Origin of the sequence: Melittangium boletus DSM 14713 (genome assembly GCF_002305855.1) — a bacterium.
Lineage (GTDB): Bacteria > Myxococcota > Myxococcia > Myxococcales > Myxococcaceae > Cystobacter > Cystobacter boletus.
Window position 1 is genome coordinate 2,102,189 of the sequence record NZ_CP022163.1, and the last position, 16,205, is coordinate 2,118,393.

The window sequence follows — 16,205 nt, forward strand, 5'->3', positions numbered from 1 at the left end:
GCTGATTACAGAAACCGGCTGACCGCCACGTCAAGCCGTCGGGTCTGGTGAGGCGCCGAAGACCCATCGGATAGGTTGTGCTTCCCTCGGGTCACACGACACGACAGCACTCCGCCTCACTCGTGCTCGCCTCCTTGCTCTACAGGCGGGAATGTGACGTTTCCGAGGATGATGGTGCGCGGCCCGGCCGACTCCCAGAGCTTGAGGAAGCAAGGGCAGCCGAGTTGCGCGGCCTTCCCTTCAATGCCCACCACGACGTCACCGGCCCCATTCGCGGGAATGGGCTCCGGTTGCCACCGGGCAAGTTCCACCTCTTCCCCCGTCGAGTCCACCAGCGCCGCCCCCGCCAGCGTCCAGGACTCAGCGCCGGGATTCTTGAGGCGCAGCCTCACAGCCTCGCTCACTGGGCGGGTCTCTCCCGTGAGCGTGAACTGTAGCTCGTGGCTTCACGGAGCCACAGCGCGTTGGCCTGCCGCTCCTTGAGCAACCCTTTAAGCTCCTTCAACGCCACGACCCCGGCCCGCTCCAACCATGCCGATCCCATGAGCCCGCCCGGCGCCTCATGCTCGGCCAGAAGCCGCGCCTTGTCTTCCTGGCATTGCCGCGCCTCGGCCCGTGCTTCGTCCCTCTCTTTCTTAAGCACGTCCGGCGGGCGCGGCTGGCGATACACCTCCACCCGCCGCGTTCCCCTTGCCGCATGGCCCACGAGCCAAAAGCTCGCGCTCGTCGGGAGGGTGCCATCCGCGAAGCGCACCGTTACCCGGACCCGTTCCCCCGGCAGATAGTCCCCCTTGGGAATGACGGTGGTACTCAGGCTCTCCTTGCCCTGCGACCAATCGACAAGGCGACCCTCCGGTTGAAATTCGACTGCTCCCACGGCGACACGCGAATCGAAGAAGAACGTCGTCGGCTCGTCCGCGCTCACGCACACGTCCGACGCTCTCTCGGGAGACTCCACCGACAAGTCAAACCGGGCGGTTGCGGCGCAATGGGAGACGGGGGGCAGCTCTTCGGCTTTCACGACACCAGCGAGGAGGGAAACCACCAGGACGGCACCAGGATACGAATGCAGCACGAAATCTCAACCTCCAAAAGAACGGCGCTACTCAGGGCTGCCCGGCGGGCGGAAAGAGAAGAACGCGCGTGGCTATCTTGGCGTTGCCGGGCTTGCTTCCGGGGGCGAGGCAGGTGCCCAACCCGCGGGGGCAATTATATTCCTTGCCTTGTTCGTCCATGAAGGGCGTAACGGTTTTCAGGTAGGTTACCAGACACACGGGAACGGTTTCCTTGCCTGGAATCTGCGCGCGGTTGAACGTGCCGAAGAGGCGACCTTCTCCAAGCTGCCACGTTCCAAGAAGCAGGGTGCCATCAAGTAAATCCCCCCGCGCCACCGAAGACACCGATCTGGAGGGTCGCGGGACCATCGGTCACCCGGGCCAGTTCTCCGGGTTCTCCCTTGAACCCCACCACCGTGGCCGTGTCTTCTCGAGTATCAAGGTCGAACCTCTTATGTGTCTCCCGCCAACCCTCGGGGCAGGTGATTGCCGGAGGGCCGGGGCGCACCTGGGGAGTGCTACGGGTGCAACCCTCCACCAGGGTACAGCCTGCGATGGCGGCAGCAGCCACGGTCACGGGCTTCACCGGCAGGCGGAGCCCTGTGCGTTGCGTCTGAGTCTCATTCTTCTTCGTCTGAGGCGTGCGAGGCATGGCGTTGGCGTTCAGCGCGGGAGATGGATCCCCCAAGGGCACCGCGCTTTCTCCGAGAGAAGATTCCAGCGGCTTCGAGGCGGGCGCCACTTCATGACCGGTCACGATTCCCCCGGCCAAGCCAGGAGTAGGTGCGAGAGTTGTTGCGGTTGAGGTTCGAGGCAGGGCTGTCGACGCGAGCGATCGCGGCGAGCCTGAATGTCGGCAACGGCACGGTGTGCGACTACCTGGGGCGAGCACGGGTAGCGAAGCTGCAGTGGCCGCTGCCGCTGGAGTTGGATGACGACAGTGCGCTGACGGCGCTACTATTCCCCGGAGACAGCAAGGCCACGGCGGAGCGCCCGGAGCCGGACTGGGCGCGCATCCACGCGGAGTTCAAGAAGAAGGGAGTGACGAAGCAGTTGCTGTGGCAGGAGTACCTGGAGGAGCACCCGGGCGGCTACCAGTACAGCCGCTTCTGCGAGCGCTACGGCCGGTGGCTGCAAAGCGCGAGCGTCACCATGAGGCAGGAGCACCGCGCGGGCGAGAAGCGCTTCGTGGACTTCAGCGGGGATGGGGTGCGGGTGGTGGACGGCGTCACGGGAGAGGAGCGCGTGGCGAAGCTCTTCGTGGCGGTGCTGGGAGCCAGCAACCTCACCTACGTGGAGCCAGTCTTCAGCGAGGACATGGCCACGTGGGTGGGCTGCCATGTGCGTGCCTTCGCGTACTTCGGCGGAGTCACGGAGCTGGTGGTGCCGGACAACCTCAAGGCGGGAGTGACGCGGGCGCACCGGTACGAGCCGGACACCAATCCCACGTACGCGGACCTGGCGCGGCACTACGGCTTCGCGATTCTCCCAGCGCGACCGCGGCGGCCGCGGGACAAGGCCAAGGTGGAAGTGGGCGTGCTGCTGGCCGAGCGGTGGATTCTGGCGGCGCTACGCCACCGTCACGCAGGTGCGGAGGAGGCGAACGAGGCGCCCCAGGCAGCGGCCAGCAAGGAACTGCTGAAGGAGAGGACGCCGCGAGTGAATGGGGCCGAGCTGCTCAGAAGGACGTTCGACTCGGACATGTTCGCCTGCGTGAGAGGTGGAGGCAGGCGATGGGTTTTGGCGGACGTGACTGCAGCCGGTGGGGTACGCGCCATTCTGGAGCACCTGGGGCTGCCGACGTCGAGGGCGAGCCTGGCTCAAGCCCAGGGGCCCGCCCAGCGCGCGGAGTGTTGAGCCCCAAGCCCTCACGCTGCCCCACAAGCCCACGCCCCTTGCCGCCGCCCCCTGCTGGGTGGGCCGCTTGGGCCGACGTGTGCATGAAGAGGGCTGCACCGCCTCTCCACCGGCCCGGCGCACAGCCCTGGCGGCCCCCCCTCCGCGGCCTTCCTCTCCCCCTCCGCTCCCTCCACAGGGCCCTCCTCCCGCCTATACTCTGACGCCCAACGCTCTGGCGACCTGGGCGGCACTCTGTCCCTGGGCCGACAGCAGCAAGTCGGTCGTCCGTAGCGCCACCTCTCGTCGGCCGCCACGGTGCACCAACCCCTCCAGCCAGCGCCGCTCCCCCAGCGGTCAGCTGCACCACTCGCTCGGGCTTTTGGCGGCGTCCACTGCTCACCTCCCCAGCCTACCCCCGAACGGAATTACTTCGTTTGGCTTAGGCCCCACCGCGAATGGCCGCTCTTGATGGGAAGCGGCTATTCGAGCGTGTCGCCAATGCCGTTCCAGAGTAATTCGACGAAGCGCTCGACGTAATGCTGGCTGGCGGCTGCGCTCGTGGAGTGGCCGCACACCCGCGCGGTGAACGCCCAGCCGTGGAGCGCGCCAAGGATCGTCGATGCGAGCGTGTCGATGTCGCACTTCGAGAGGCGGTGCTCGTCCTGCGCTCGCCGCAGCCAGCCGACGAGCGCTCGGTACGCCTGCTCCGGTGCCGACTCGCCCTTGCGCTCGCGGTAGGCCTTCTTGGGATCGATGCCTGCGGCCTGCAGGATGCCGAGCCCTGCCTGCAGGTCCTGGAAATATGCGGACATCACCTTCGCGTGCTCGACGAGCTGCTCGCGGATCGGGCGCGCGTCCGGCCCGGCGTCAAGCGCCGCCACCCAGTCGATCTCCTTGGGAGGACCGAGCGCGGCGAGCATCAGCCCCTCCTTGGAGCCAAAGCGGTTGAAGAGCGTTGTGTGGCTCACGCCCAGCTCGCTCGCGATGTCGGCCGCCGAGACACCCGCACCGCGCTGGAGGAAGCAGCGTCGCGCCGCGACGACGATCTGCTCGTCCGTGACTTCTCTAGGTCTTCCCATGACATCACTCTCGCACTTGACAGCCCACGCGGTTCTATTTATTTCTTTCCAGAAAGAAACCAGCCCATTCGGAAGATGAGCACTATGACGATCTACCGCAACATCGCCAGCATTGGCGGCGCAAGGAAACGTCCGGGCTCGTACGAGTTCAGCGCGGCAAATGTATCGTCGGGCTCGGTCGGACGCGACATCGACCCCGTCATCACCATTGACCACTTCCACATCCGCGCGCCGATGTTCGCGCCGCACCCGCACGCCGGCTTCTCGGCGGTGACCTACCTCTTCGAAGACGGAGAGGGCGAGTTCATCAACCGCGACAGCCTGGGCGACCGGGTCGTGGCCCGCCCGGGTGCCGTCATCTGGACCGTGACCGGCAGCGGGGTGCTGCACGAGGAGTACCCCGCGACACGCGGGAAGCTCTCGCACGGGCTGCAGATCTTCGTGAATCTGCCCGCAGCCGAGAAGCTGCTGCGACCGCGCCTCTTGTTCGTCGACGGGCCCGACGTTCCCGTGCGCGAACTCCCGGGCGCTCGCCTGCGCGTGGCCGCTGGCACCTCCGGCGACGTCCACTCCAAGCTTGAGGCGCCGGGCGACATCACGCTGCTCGACGTGAAGCTCGAGCCTGACGCGGTATTCGAGGAGGCGTTTCCGGCTGACCGTAGCGTGCTCGCATACGTCATCAAGGGAAGCACGCTCGTCGGCAACGAGGGTCGTCAGCTCGGCACGCTCGAAGTGGCCAGCTTTGCTGACGTCGAGGGCGCGGTGCTGCTGCGCGCGACGTCGGAGGGCGCGCAGGTCGTACTGATCGCGGGACGCCCTCTTCGCGAGCCGCTCGTCTCGCACGGCCCGTTCGTCATGAACACCGAGCAGCAGCTCGCCTCCGCGATCGAGCGCTATCGCGCGGGCGGTATGGGCGCGCTTGCGTCCGAAAACGACACCTGACCGAGGACGACAATGACCAAGAGGACCATCGCACTGGTGGGCAGCACCGGCCACCTGGGAACCCTGATCGCCAACGCGCTGCTGGAGAAGCCCGACGTGCAGCTCCGGCTGCTCGTGCGCGCGGCCAGCCGCGCCAAGGTCGCCGAGCTCGAGAGGCGAGGCGCGGAGATCATCGAGGGCGCGCTCGGGCCCGAAGATGGCGCGGCGCTCGCGACGCTCTGCAAGGGCGCGTACGCCGTCGTTTCCGCAGTACAGGGTGGCCCCGACGTCATTATTGAAGGGCAAAGGCGGCTTCTGCACGCGGCGCGACACGCCGGCGTGCGGCGCTTCATTCCCTCGGACTACGCGCTCGACCTGTTCAAGGTGAAGCCCGGCAACATCGTGACCTCCGAGATGCGCCGACAGTTCGCGCTCATCGAAGAGGCCGAGCGCGGCGACGTCGAGGTGGTTCACGTGCTCAACGGCGGCTTCCTCGATCGTGGCGTCCTCTTCGGCTTCATCCGCGTGATCGATGTCGAGAAGCAGACGGCATACGTCTGGGGCGACGGCAAGCAGCCCATGGACTGGACGACCTACGAGGACACCGCCCGGTACACCGCCGAGGTCGCGGTCGACGACCGGCCGGTGCCGCGCAAGTTCGGTGTCGCCGGCAGCGTCGTCGACTTCGAGCAGCTCGTGCAGGAGTACGAGGCCGGCTCGGGCAAGAAGCTCAAGGTCGAGCGGCTCGGCTCCCTCGACGACCTCAGCACGCGCATCGCGGAGCTGCAGAAGCACAACCCACAGAACCTGCTCGCGTACCTGCCGCTCATGTACCTCCGCTCGGTCCTGAGCGGTGAAGGCAAGCTCGACGAGCTGATGAACGACCGCTACCCGTCGATCAAGCCGACCACCGTGCGCGCCTACGTCGCGAAGGAGGGACTCTGACATGAAGCAGGACCCGAACATCACGTGGCGGCGCGTCGACGCCGCGAGCCTTGACTTGAAGGGCTGGAAGATCGCCGTCATCGGCGGCACCGGCGGGCTCGGGCGCGCAATCACGGGCGTGCTCGTGTCTCGCGGTGCGAGCGTCACGGTCGTCGGCCAGACGTTCCGTGACAAGGGCGTGCCGGGCATCGAGTTCGTGAAGGCCGACTTGAGCCTGCTGCGCGAGGCCGAGCGGGTCGCCAAGGCGCTACCTGCCGAACAGCTCGACCTGTTGGTGTTCACCGCGGGCATCTTCGCGGCGCCGAAGCGCCAGGAGACCGCAGAGGGGCTCGAGCGCGATATCGCGGTGAGCTACCTGAATCGCCTCGTGATGCTTCGTGAGCTCGCGCCGCGTCTTGGCAAGGGGCGACCTGCTGAACGCGCGAAGCTGAAGCCGCGGGTGTTCGTGATGGGCTATCCGGGGACGGGCCAGGCCGGCACACTCGGCGATCTCAACGCCGACAGGTCCTACAGCGCGATGACGGTGCACATGAACACCGTTGCAGGCAACGAGATGCTCGTCCTCGACGCGGCGAAGCGATACCCACACGCGACGTTCTTCGGCCTGAACCCCGGTCTCATCAAGACGAACATCCGCGACAACTTCTTCGGCAAGGACTCGTTCAAGTCGCGCTTCATGGAGACGCTGATCGGATTCTTCACGCCGAGCCCGGAGACATACGCGGCGCGCATCACGCCGCTGCTCGTCTCGCCCGACCTTGAAGGCCACAGCGGGGCGCTGTTCAACCAGAAAGGCTTCGCGATCATGCCCTCGCCAACGCTCGCGGACGGCGCGCACGTCGCCAAGTTCCTGGCGGAGTCGGAGGCGCTGGTCGCACGGGCGACGGGATGAACGGCGAACACTACTGCGTTAGTGCCACTGCGTCAGCCTGCACCAGAAGGTGACGCCGCTGGGCCAGGCGCAAGTGGCCGACATCGCGGCCCAGGGCACGCCCGTCTTCTGGGCGAAGACGATGCCCTCAAGGGCCTTGCGGTCATCCACCGGCTTTCTACGTGTGCCTGAAGAGGGCTGCACCGCCTCTCCACCGGCCCGGCGCACAGCCCTGGCGGCCCCCCTCCGCGGCCTTCCCCTCCCCCTCCGCTCCCTCCCTCACCCTCCACAGGGCCCTCCTCCCGCCTATACTCGGGATTTGGTCCAAATTTGGTCCGACAAGAACCGATTTGGTCCCCTGATGCGAGCCGTGCCTCCTTTTTAGGAGTGGGTTCGACTCAAGGCGGCGGGCAACCTCTAGTGGAAGCGGCGGGAATCGAACCCGTGAATCAGGCGATGGAAAACCCTAAGCAGGACGCGCTGTTACCCGCTATCGCCTTGATTCTCCTCGGGTTCGTCATCCCGTCCCGTCCCACGCCGTTCCCCCGTGTTCCGCCTCGAACCACGCTGGAGGGGCACACTGAGGGTACATGCAGCCCAACAGGGTAAAGCCGCTCATGGACGCGAGCGACCAGAGTTCCCCGGTCTACCGGGGCTCACAAGAGGTCCGTGGGAGCATAGCGGTAGCGTGTGCCCTGGCGAGGTATGGCTGGCAACCTGCTCAGCTGACTCCGGAACGAGTGCCCCACAGAGTGCGTGGTGTTGAGCCTCAAGCAGCAGTTGCCCACAACCCCCCGACTCCTGCCGGGCCCTCGTGGGAGGGCGGCCTGAGCCGACGTGCGTCCCAAGGGGCTGCATGGCCTCTACTCCGGGCCCCGCGCACAGCCCGGATGGCACCCGTCAGCGGCCCTCCTCGGCCCCTCTGCATCCTCCCTCCCCCTCAACAGGGAGCCATCCCTATTGAGCGTCACAGTCGCCGGTATTTGCATAGCGGCACGCTTACCCTGCGACTTACAGTGGATGCCCTCTACCATGTTTATTTACCTTCCAGTGGATGTATTCGGTCATCAAACGGGCCTGTGTTTTGCAGACGACCATCCAGAGTGGGAGGGGTTACACCCCTCTTTGTATCAAGGTGAGCATCTATATGTACCGGACGATCAGTTCTGCGACGCGGCCATCGTCCCAGATGTAACCCTCCAGTACGACGGCCGCACATTCGTCTCTACGGAGCATCCCCCTGACCGGCGCGGAATCGTACTGCTACTGGAATCGCCCCATCGAGACGAATATGAGCACCAGACTCGTCGGCAAGGCCGGATTGGGACATTCAGGCCTCGAGAACCGCTGTGGGGCAAGCGCGCCAATCTCTCATTCCTCCCGGACTTGCTAGCGTGCATCCAGAACATGAGACGCGCCGTCGTACCCGCACTCACAGAAGTGCCCCTCACGCTCTGTAACCCGGTGCCGCTCCAAACCTCGCTTCATCGACTTTATGCGAGTCGCCGTGACGGGCTAAAGGCACACATCAGAACAGTCGTGTGGAAACAATTGTTCGGTCTGCGAGTGATCGAGCAAAACTTTGGTATTCGACTCCGCCGCTATCGTCCACTCCTCATTCTTGATGGATGCACCAAGCCGCTCAGTGACCAGCTAATGCAGACGTTTACGAATTTGGGCCTTACGCGGCACAAGATCGTAAAAGTGCGCCATCCCTCATATTGGGACGCCATCGATGACCTCATCGACGAGCAACGGCGAATGATGGCGAGGGGGGAGCGTTGACGGCAGGTTACTTCTAGCAGGGCCCCGGACGGCGTCTTCGCGCCGCAGGAGAGGATCGTGCGCTTCGAGGCTTTGCCTCCACCCACGCAAGGTGAGGCGGAGAATTTAGAATTTGCTGCGGGTGGGATAATGCTTCGGGTCACTCGAAAGTCGCTGCGACGAAGGCAAACGGACGGAACTCATCTCGGATGTGACTTGACTTCGCCTATGTACAGGCATCTCAGGCCTTGCCCTTTTTTTTCGATACACTCTTGTATACATCCAAGACTCGGCGGGCGATATCGGGGCGGTCCTCCGATTCTTCAATATTCTCTAGGTTGAGGAACATCTCCACCCTGCTCGTCTCTCCCGTCTGGGCAGTGAGCACATACAAGAGATAGAACACGGAGATCCCCGCCACTAGGCGATCGTGTTTATCATTCTCCATCCAGTGCTCAGCAAAACTAACTACCACATCGCTATTGGTTGTGAGCGCCGACTCCAACTGTTGAATCGTCCGAGCACCAAATGCACTAAGAACATCCACCTCCCGTCCCAAGCTTACGTCAGAATGTTCATATCGAACCTTGGCACCGACACAGGCCATGATCTGCTCGTCAATCGCCTTGACATGCTCATTGCCATTAAAGAATATGCCCAGCGAAACTTTATTAATTTCGATCTCGGCCGGTTCTTGCTTGATCCTCGCAAGAACGTCCTCCTCATAACGCGCAAGCTCTTGCCGTATCGTCTTGAACTCCTCATCCGCTAATTCTAGAAGCCCGGCCAACCGAGAGAATCTCCTTCTAATTTTGGCGGGTACCTCAAGGCTTGTCTTGTATCCGAGGTCGTGCTCGATTTCAGCCCAGGCGTGCTGCAAGATCGAGCGTACTTGCACTTCAGCTTTTATGTTGGGAAGACGCTTGTATTCTGCCATATTACGTCGGTTGGCAGACAACCCCAACACGTAGTGTAATGACAAATAACCGAACCGAGCAGGATCGATCAAGGAGCGCTTGTCGACTGAGTTCGTGCGATCAATTTCGAATTCCTGCTCGATCAATTTTGCAACAATATCCACGTCATCTGCGAAATAGGTGATAACTCTAATTCCTACAATATCCGTTATGTCGTCCAGGCTTCCGTATGATTTGCCTGGGCGGGCGAACTTCTTCGCTAGACTGTCTCGCTCCTTGACACGACAGTTGATGGAGTGAGCGACTAGCTTGTTCGCGAGGAGAATCTCTTCGATGAGCAGGCGAGTCCGATCAGCAAAAAGCCGGAGAGATCCAGTCTTCTCGTCGTATTGTCTAAGTATCTCGTCAATTTTGCTTTGTTCCATTAGAGATCTAGATTATAGGAAGCATTGGAGTCGTCCAGAAAAGGTGCAGCAATCCGCCCGTGCCCCGAGAGGGTGTCAAAGAACTTGAGCGACGAGACCCGGCACGACACGCGGTGGGAATGAGAAGAGCGGAAAGGTGGCGATGGCTTCGCGCTGAAGGCGGGTAGGTAGCACTTGCCTTGGTGGTCGTGGAGAGAATCCGGGCAGAGAGCCCGAGCCGAGCGCCCGCCGATCTCCGGGAAGCGCTCGTAGGCCCGTTTAAGCGCGTCTAGGTGCGCAGGGTTGTCCAGGTCGAGCGGCGCATCGGGTTGCACGCACCCGCCTTCCCGGGCCGCTGGGAACAGTGAGGCGCGCACCTGGAGCGCGCCGGGGGGGGCCCAGTGGCGCGGCGGCTCGCGATGGGGACGGGAGCGGCACACGGCAGCCTCGGCCCCTTGAGTTGAGGTTGGCACGGCTCGCGCTGGCCGCACTCAGGGCCCCTTCGCTTTCCCCTCGGGGAAGGTGACGTTCTCAAGGGTGACGGTGCGCGGCCCGCCTGCCTCCCAGAGCTTGAGCTTACAGGGGCAGCCGAGCTGCACGGGCTTCCCCTCGATGCCCACCACGACGGCACCGGCCCCATTCGCGGGAATGGGCGCCTCTTGCCACTGGGCAAGCTCCACCTGCTCACCCGTCGAGTCCACCAGTGCCGCCCCCACCAGCGTCCAGGGCTCAGCGCCGGGGTTAAGTAGGCCCAACCGTACAGCTACGCTTGCCGGGCGGCTCTCGCCCGTGGGCGTGTAGCTGTAGCTCCAGGCCCCCTTCAGTATGAGCGCGTTGGCTGGCGGCACCGTCAGTAAGCCAAGCTTGTCGGACCCCACGACCCCGGCCCCCTCCAGCCATGCCACCCCCATGAGCCCGCCCGGCTCCTGACGCTCGGCCAGAAGCCGCGCCTTGTCCTCCTGGCACTGGCGCGCTTCGGCCTGTGCTTCGTCACGCTCTTTCCCGCACACGTCGGGCGGGCGCGGCTGCCGGAACACGTACACCCGGCGCGTCCCCTTTGCCGCATGGCCCACGAGCCAAAAGCTCGCGCTCGCCGGTGCCGCGCCATCCGCGAAGCGCACCGTCACCTTGACGCGCTCCCCTGGCAGATAATCCCCCTTGGGAGTGGCGTAGAGACTCAGCCCGTCTTGCCCGAGTGCCCAATCCGCGAGGCGGCCCCCTGGCTGAAACTCCACTGTCCCCACAGCGACGCGGGAGTCAAAGACGAAGGTCGTCGTCTCGTCTGCGCTCGCGCACACTTCCGGCGCTCCCTCCGGGGAGCCTGCGGCCAAGTCAAAACGCGCCGTCGCTGCGCAGCGGGGGACGGGGTGCGGTTCTGCGGCTTGCGCAGCGCCAGCGAGCAGAGCGGCCAGCAGGACGGCACCGGGAGAGGGGGGCAGCACGGAAACTCAACCTCCAAAGGGCACGGCAAGGATTAGGGCTGCCCGACAGGCTCAATGAGGAAAACGCGCGTAGGTGTCTTGGCGTTGCCGGGCGTGCTTCCGGGAGTGAGGCACACGCCGAAGCCGGGGGGGCATTCAAAACGCTTGCCGTGCTCGTCCATGTAGAGCGTGTTGCCATCCAGGCCAGCAACCAAACACACAGGAAGAGTCCCAACGCCTGGAATCTTCGCCTCGGTGAAGGTGCCGAAAAGGCGGTTGTCTCCGAGCTTCCACTGTCCAAGTAGCAGGCTCCCGGCAGGTAGATTGCCCACGAAACCGTAGATGCCGGTTTGGAGGGTAGCGGGGCCATCCTTCACCCTGGCCGCCTCTCCGGCCTCTCCCTTGTACCCTTTGACCGTGGCGGTCTCGTCGCGGCCAGTGACGTTGAACCGCTCGTGGGTTTTCCGCCAATCCTGGGGGCAGGTAATCGCGGGGGGCTCGTTGCGCACCTGGGAAGCGGGCGCGGTGCATCCCCCGTCGAGCAGCGCACAGACCGCCACGGCTGCGGGTTTCACCGGCAAGCGGAACCCTGCGCCTTGCGTCTGCGTTTTCGGCGTTTCGTTCTTGGGCGTGTGAGCGGACGTGCGAAGCATGGCGTTAGCGGTAGACGCGGGAAGTTGAGCCCCAACGGGTGCCGCGTCTCCTCCGGGGAGAGATTCCAGCGCCTTTGCATCGGACGCCACTTCACGACCGCGCACGCCTGCATCGGTTGCGCTGGTGGCGGGGGACGTGGACGGTAGCGGCAGCTCGGGCCGGGCCTCGCTGGTGCGGTTTGAAGAGCCAGGTCCCCCCAGGTTCGCGCCCACGGACAGGACAACGACGGACACCAGCAGCACGGCCCCAGCGAGCCCCAGGCGCCACGCGGCGCGGCGGGGCTGGGGAGCGGCGGCGGCGGGCTCGAGTTCGCGAGCTGGCGGCACCGGGGCGCTCGGAACGGGCACCTCGCGCTCTGCCGGGGGCGGAGCTGCGCCCGGTGCGTCAACCCTGGGGATCTCGTCCGGGTGTGCGGCTGCGGCTGCGGCCGGGGGCGGGGGGCCTGCCATCTGCTCGGGCAGCAAGAACACCCGGTCCCTTTTCGGCAGGGGCCGCCCGCGCCGGGGGCGTTGCTTCCTCAGCCTTAGAAACGCGCGCCGCTGCTCGCTCGCCTCCTGCCGTTCCGGATCGCCGACCGTGGTTGTGAGCTGCGGATCGTCCGGGTCCCCGAGCGGCGGATCCCAGGTGGCGTCGTTCTCAGCGTTGGACAGGGACTCATTCAAAGCCGAGCACAACGTCGCAACCAGCGGGAAACGATCCTCCGGTCGCTCAGCAAGCATCCTCATGCACAGCAGCGAGGCTGCCAGCGGCACGCGCGGATTGACGACGTGGGGTGCATACGGCCTATGCGTCAAAATGCGCTCGCGCAGTCCATCCAGCCCACCCGGATCCGTGGCCTCGCCAAAGGGCAGCTCATCCGTCAGCAGCCAGTAATAGGCGACGCCCAACGCCCACATCTCGTCGGCCGTGCTGTACTCGTATTGACCCGCGCCGTCAGGGTTGGCTCGTTTGAAGCGGATCTGCTCGGGGGATCGGAATTCCTCTGTCCCCGGTGGGAGCTGCGAGCCGGTGACAGTCGGGGCGCTGACAAGCGAACCAATCCCGAAATCAATCAGGATGGGGCGCTCGCTTCCTTCCCGAATGAGAATGTTCTCAGGCTTCACGTCACGGTGAAACACGCCCGCCGCGTGTACCTCCCCGAGCGTTACCGCCACTTCCAAAACGATGCGCGTCGCCTTCCGCGCCGATGGGTTTTGGCTGTAGGCAAACGCAAAGAGCGTGTCGCCCGGCACGAATTCCATCACGATATAGGGATGGCCGATAACCGGGTCGGGCCAGAAGTCCGAGCCCACGTAGCGGACGACGCCGGGGTTCTCCAGGTGAATGAGAATGCCGATCTCACGCTTGCCCCTGCCGTCCAGCGTGGAAACCAAGAGAAGCTTCAACGCAAAGAAGCTACCCCCGCGCTCGACCTTGTAGACGATCCCGAGGCCCCCCGCGCCCAAGAACCCCACGATCTTGTAGTCCCCGATCATGTCGCCGATGTTCGGGTGCCTGAGTGTCAGTCCCACGCTCTACCTCACCTCCTAGATGGGGGAGCGTAGCATAACCGCAGGGATGCGGCTCAGACAGCGGGACCGGGGCGGCAGGTGGGCCCCTCCAAGGTCGACGCCGCTCCATACCCGCCGCCCACCCACCGCCCCAGTCCCTAATCCGAGACGGGCCTATTTCTCGCGCATCGGGGCAGCGTCCAGCACGCGCAGCAGACCGACCCCAACCGCGACCTTGGACTCCGGCCACGTCCGCATGAGCCCGACAGCCTTCCGAGTCTCCGGTGACAGATCCTTGTCAGTGGTAGGCACCTCTCGCGCGCTCATATCCAGGAGCACAGCCGGGGAAACACCCAACGCGACCGCGAGCCTTCGCAGCGCCGGAACGCTAGGCATCATCCCGCCGCGCTCAATGCGCCCATACACGGCCGGGCTCATCTTTGCCGCATCAGCCACTTGGGCCTGAGTGAGCCCGAGCCCCTCGCGTGCCGTTCGGGCTGCCTCGCCGAGTCTCTTTTGTAGAAGGTCATCTTCCATGCGGTGTCCCTCTCAGGTGGCGACGTCCTGTGCCTTATCACGCTGTAGGAGGCTGCTCCCGTCTTTTCTTGAGCCTGACAAACCCTGCCGCCGTCCCTTTGAGGATGTCGAGCTGCTCGTCATCCATCGTTCGCATCAACCGCAGCAACCGCCTAACCTCTGGGCTCATTTCTTCATCGGTTGCCGGGGCAACCCGTAAGCCTTCCGGATGCGCGTCAGCGGCAAGCCCCATCAAATAGTCAGCGGAAACCCCCAGAGCGGTACGGAGCTTGATGAGCGTTGGAGCGCTCGGAAGCATGGCACCACGTTCCAGCTTTCCATACACCTCCCCGCTAAGATTGACACGCTCAGCCACATCCGCCTGTGTCAGTTTCAACTTTAGACGAGCTTCCCGCGCCGCCTTCCCGATCTGAATGCTTAACTCAGTCCTCGCCCGCTCCCTCTCGGCCTCGGTGGTTTTACCTGGCTTCCGCTTCATTGGCGCTAGTCTCCCTGCTCGTCCGGCGACAGCGCCGTTCGCTCGATGGGGTTTGCCGTCAGCCGCTTGACCCTCGCGGCAGCCTCGAAAATCGCCTTCAGCTCTGCCGCGATCTCTTCGGCGAGAACCGGCGGCTCTACGGTCCCCAGGTAGACGAGCAGCTCTTCGCGCATCTCGGCGGCAGTACAACGCTCGCGGGGATCCGGCTGAAGCGCACGCCGGACAATGGACCGCAAAGGACCGGGCGCGAACGCAAGCCGACGTTCCGCTTCGGAAGGGGCAAAGCGCAGCAGCCGGTAAGCCAACACGTCCAGGCTTAGCTGTGCGGTCCGCTCGGCACGCACAGGGAATGAGAACCCGACCGGGGCACCCTCCACAGGGGCATCAGTCGGGTCGAGCGGGTATTCGGCCAGCAGCATTTCCAGCAGCACGAGCCCGAGCGAGAACACGTCCGCTCTGCCGTCAATCGCTCCCCCGATAAGCGGGTCGGGTCGGCCCCCGGTGGACTCCATCGCAGCTCGCAGAACCTCGGGCGCACAGTAGGCCGGGTCGCCACGCAGCAGGCCGGGCGGGGTCTTCAAACGGTCGCGCAGCTCCGAGTACGCAGCACCGAAATTCACGAGCTTGACGCGCCCATCAAACCCGAGACGGATTCGCATGGGACCCACTGCGCGATGGACGATGTGCATCGGCTGGCCTTCGCTGCTAATGCGCCCGTGAGCGTAAGCAAGCGCACCCGCTACTTCCGCCGCGACGTATGCCGCAAATGCGGACGACAAACGGCGCTCCACCAGCAACGCGAAATCCATCGCGGTGAGGAGATAGCAACCGCGCAAATGCTCCATGACCACATAGGAGGTGTCGCCATGGAAAGCGAAGCCGTAAACCTTGGCGATGCCCGGGTGCTCCAGGTGCGACGCGATCTGCACCTCTTCCCAAACCCGCTCGCTCCTCTCACGGTCTGAGGGCACCTGCACAGGCTTGAGAATGACCCTTGAGCGACGGCCCCCGCTTTCGCTGATGGGTTTCCTCCAAGCAAGAAGAAGCGTGTCGTAGTCCCGGTTTTGAACCTGGGTGTCGTAAACCTCGTATTTGAAGCCCTCGAATTCGAAGATAAGACGCGGGCCGGAGCTGTCCGCCATGTTGTGATCTCCTTACGAAGCCCTACAGCCTGTCGAGGTTGGGGCTGTCCGCACGTCGCCAGCTCTCGCCGTCTGCGCTCGTGTAGAACACGCCCATTTCAAACTCAGCCGCGCCTGCCCCGTGGTCGCGAACCTCTACCCGGCCAACCCATCGCGCGGGCTCGCCGGTGAGTGCTGCCGCGAGGAAGCCATCCTGCCGGAGAAGGAAAAGGCTTCGGTACTCCTGCACCATCCGGCTCAGGTCCCAGCGGGACAGCCCTTGTCCGTGCTGCTCGACGTAGCGCAGCAGCTCGTCGGCAACGAAACGGGGCGTGTAGTGCTGCGGCAGGTAAGGCAGGATCGCGAGGTGCCGACGCAGCCGCTCGGCCTGCACAGGCGACACGCTGCGCCCCTGGGGGATGGCTTCAACAGGCAGCCCGGCCCCCAGCAGCAGCGCGCCGAACTCGTCCAGGCCCGCCAGCGTGTCACGGGTAGCGGCAAGGGCCTCCGGGGGCGGGCGGCTCGCGCACGCGACCGGGCCGGACGCGAGCACCGCCAGCAATGCAAGCAAGCTCAGCGGGGGACGAACCGAAAGACAGGCAACACGAATCCACCTCCGAGGCGAACGCGGTTCGCTCAGCATGGGGGCACCTCCAGCGCGGTAGTTAGTGAGACGGCGAAACGCCCGGATAGGTAACACAGCCATGTG

At 64.5% G+C, this 16,205-nt stretch carries 16 protein-coding genes and 1 pseudogene; 4 read left to right on the plus strand and 13 right to left on the minus strand.

The window, feature by feature from the left end:
• Positions 1-116 precede the first annotated feature (116 nt).
• From MEBOL_RS43580 to MEBOL_RS41015, 3 genes are read right to left on the minus strand one after another with little or no spacing between them, the layout of a single operon-like run.
• Positions 117-404, minus strand: coding sequence for a DUF2381 family protein (locus tag MEBOL_RS43580; RefSeq protein ID WP_157774827.1), 288 nt, complete (start codon positions 402-404; stop codon positions 117-119).
• Positions 401-1,075, minus strand: coding sequence for a DUF2381 family protein (locus MEBOL_RS43585; RefSeq protein WP_095976981.1), 675 nt, complete (start codon positions 1,073-1,075; stop codon positions 401-403). Before MEBOL_RS43585 ends, MEBOL_RS43580 begins: the two co-directional genes overlap by 4 nt.
• Before the next feature lie 31 nt (positions 1,076-1,106).
• Positions 1,107-1,400, minus strand: coding sequence for a hypothetical protein (locus tag MEBOL_RS41015; RefSeq protein WP_157774828.1), 294 nt, complete (start codon positions 1,398-1,400; stop codon positions 1,107-1,109).
• 438 nt (positions 1,401-1,838) lie between these two features.
• Here MEBOL_RS41015 and istA point away from each other — a divergent pair.
• A pseudogene (gene istA / locus MEBOL_RS08715) lies at positions 1,839-2,687 on the plus strand (IS21 family transposase); the annotation flags it as partial.
• A gap of 686 nt (positions 2,688-3,373) precedes the next feature.
• On the opposite strand, the gene MEBOL_RS08725 reads toward istA, so the two are convergent.
• Positions 3,374-3,973: a TetR/AcrR family transcriptional regulator gene (locus MEBOL_RS08725; RefSeq protein ID WP_095976982.1), complete on the minus strand. Its 600-nt coding sequence runs from the start codon at positions 3,971-3,973 to the stop codon at positions 3,374-3,376.
• 84 nt (positions 3,974-4,057) lie between these two features.
• On the opposite strand from MEBOL_RS08725, the gene MEBOL_RS08730 reads away from it, so the two are divergent.
• The 3 genes from MEBOL_RS08730 to MEBOL_RS08740 are packed head-to-tail and all read left to right on the plus strand — an operon-like array spanning position 4,058 to position 6,731.
• Complete coding sequence (locus MEBOL_RS08730) at positions 4,058-4,915, plus strand: pirin family protein (protein ID WP_170115471.1); 858 nt, start codon at positions 4,058-4,060, stop codon at positions 4,913-4,915.
• A gap of 12 nt (positions 4,916-4,927) precedes the next feature.
• On the plus strand, positions 4,928-5,839 hold the full coding sequence (locus tag MEBOL_RS08735; protein ID WP_095976984.1) for an NmrA family NAD(P)-binding protein: 912 nt from the start codon (positions 4,928-4,930) through the stop codon (positions 5,837-5,839).
• Position 5,840: 1 nt separating this feature from the next.
• A complete protein-coding gene (locus tag MEBOL_RS08740; protein WP_095976985.1) occupies positions 5,841-6,731 on the plus strand; it encodes a Rossmann-fold NAD(P)-binding domain-containing protein in 891 nt (296 codons plus the stop codon).
• 18 nt (positions 6,732-6,749) lie between these two features.
• Here the strand turns inward: MEBOL_RS08740 and MEBOL_RS42270 are convergent, their stop codons facing one another.
• The 9 genes from MEBOL_RS42270 to MEBOL_RS08790 all read right to left on the minus strand — a co-directional run bounded on the left by MEBOL_RS42270 (position 6,750) and on the right by MEBOL_RS08790 (position 16,139).
• Positions 6,750-6,881 (minus strand): transposase, encoded by a 132-nt coding sequence (locus MEBOL_RS42270; RefSeq protein ID WP_157774829.1) that lies wholly within the window; start codon positions 6,879-6,881, stop codon positions 6,750-6,752.
• A gap of 1,834 nt (positions 6,882-8,715) precedes the next feature.
• Positions 8,716-9,816, minus strand: coding sequence for a GTP pyrophosphokinase (locus MEBOL_RS08755; protein ID WP_095976988.1), 1,101 nt, complete (start codon positions 9,814-9,816; stop codon positions 8,716-8,718).
• Complete coding sequence (locus MEBOL_RS44035) at positions 9,816-10,286, minus strand: DUF5953 family protein (protein ID WP_425437604.1); 471 nt, start codon at positions 10,284-10,286, stop codon at positions 9,816-9,818. Before MEBOL_RS44035 ends, MEBOL_RS08755 begins: the two co-directional genes overlap by 1 nt.
• Positions 10,287-11,237, minus strand: coding sequence for a DUF2381 family protein (locus MEBOL_RS08765; protein WP_095976990.1), 951 nt, complete (start codon positions 11,235-11,237; stop codon positions 10,287-10,289).
• A 32-nt stretch (positions 11,238-11,269) separates the two neighbouring features.
• Positions 11,270-13,381, minus strand: coding sequence for a serine/threonine protein kinase (locus MEBOL_RS08770; protein WP_095976991.1), 2,112 nt, complete (start codon positions 13,379-13,381; stop codon positions 11,270-11,272).
• A gap of 153 nt (positions 13,382-13,534) precedes the next feature.
• Complete coding sequence (locus MEBOL_RS08775; RefSeq protein ID WP_095976992.1) at positions 13,535-13,897, minus strand: helix-turn-helix domain-containing protein; 363 nt, start codon at positions 13,895-13,897, stop codon at positions 13,535-13,537.
• Positions 13,898-13,934: 37 nt separating this feature from the next.
• Positions 13,935-14,375, minus strand: coding sequence for a helix-turn-helix domain-containing protein (locus tag MEBOL_RS08780; protein ID WP_095976993.1), 441 nt, complete (start codon positions 14,373-14,375; stop codon positions 13,935-13,937).
• A 5-nt stretch (positions 14,376-14,380) separates the two neighbouring features.
• Complete coding sequence (locus tag MEBOL_RS08785; RefSeq protein WP_095976994.1) at positions 14,381-15,517, minus strand: protein kinase domain-containing protein; 1,137 nt, start codon at positions 15,515-15,517, stop codon at positions 14,381-14,383.
• A 22-nt stretch (positions 15,518-15,539) separates the two neighbouring features.
• Positions 15,540-16,139 carry a hypothetical protein gene (locus MEBOL_RS08790; protein ID WP_170115472.1) on the minus strand — a complete coding sequence of 200 codons (600 nt, stop codon included), beginning with the start codon at positions 16,137-16,139 and terminating at the stop codon, positions 15,540-15,542.
• Positions 16,140-16,205: the final 66 nt, after the last annotated feature.

Excerpts from the sequence above, each read along its gene's own strand:
- MEBOL_RS08730 (WP_170115471.1), top strand. The coding sequence starts at position 4,058 with ATGACGATCTACCGCAACATCGCCAGCATTGGCGGCGCAAGGAAACGT.
- MEBOL_RS08735 (WP_095976984.1), top strand. The coding sequence starts at position 4,928 with ATGACCAAGAGGACCATCGCACTGGTGGGCAGCACCGGCCACCTGGGA.
- MEBOL_RS08790 (WP_170115472.1), bottom strand. The coding sequence starts at position 16,139 with ATGCTGAGCGAACCGCGTTCGCCTCGGAGGTGGATTCGTGTTGCCTGT.
- MEBOL_RS08785 (WP_095976994.1), bottom strand. The coding sequence starts at position 15,517 with ATGGCGGACAGCTCCGGCCCGCGTCTTATCTTCGAATTCGAGGGCTTC.
- MEBOL_RS08755 (WP_095976988.1), bottom strand. The coding sequence starts at position 9,816 with ATGGAACAAAGCAAAATTGACGAGATACTTAGACAATACGACGAGAAG.
- MEBOL_RS08725 (WP_095976982.1), bottom strand. The coding sequence starts at position 3,973 with ATGGGAAGACCTAGAGAAGTCACGGACGAGCAGATCGTCGTCGCGGCG.
- MEBOL_RS08740 (WP_095976985.1), top strand. The coding sequence starts at position 5,841 with ATGAAGCAGGACCCGAACATCACGTGGCGGCGCGTCGACGCCGCGAGC.
- MEBOL_RS08775 (WP_095976992.1), bottom strand. The coding sequence starts at position 13,897 with ATGGAAGATGACCTTCTACAAAAGAGACTCGGCGAGGCAGCCCGAACG.
- MEBOL_RS08780 (WP_095976993.1), bottom strand. The coding sequence starts at position 14,375 with ATGAAGCGGAAGCCAGGTAAAACCACCGAGGCCGAGAGGGAGCGGGCG.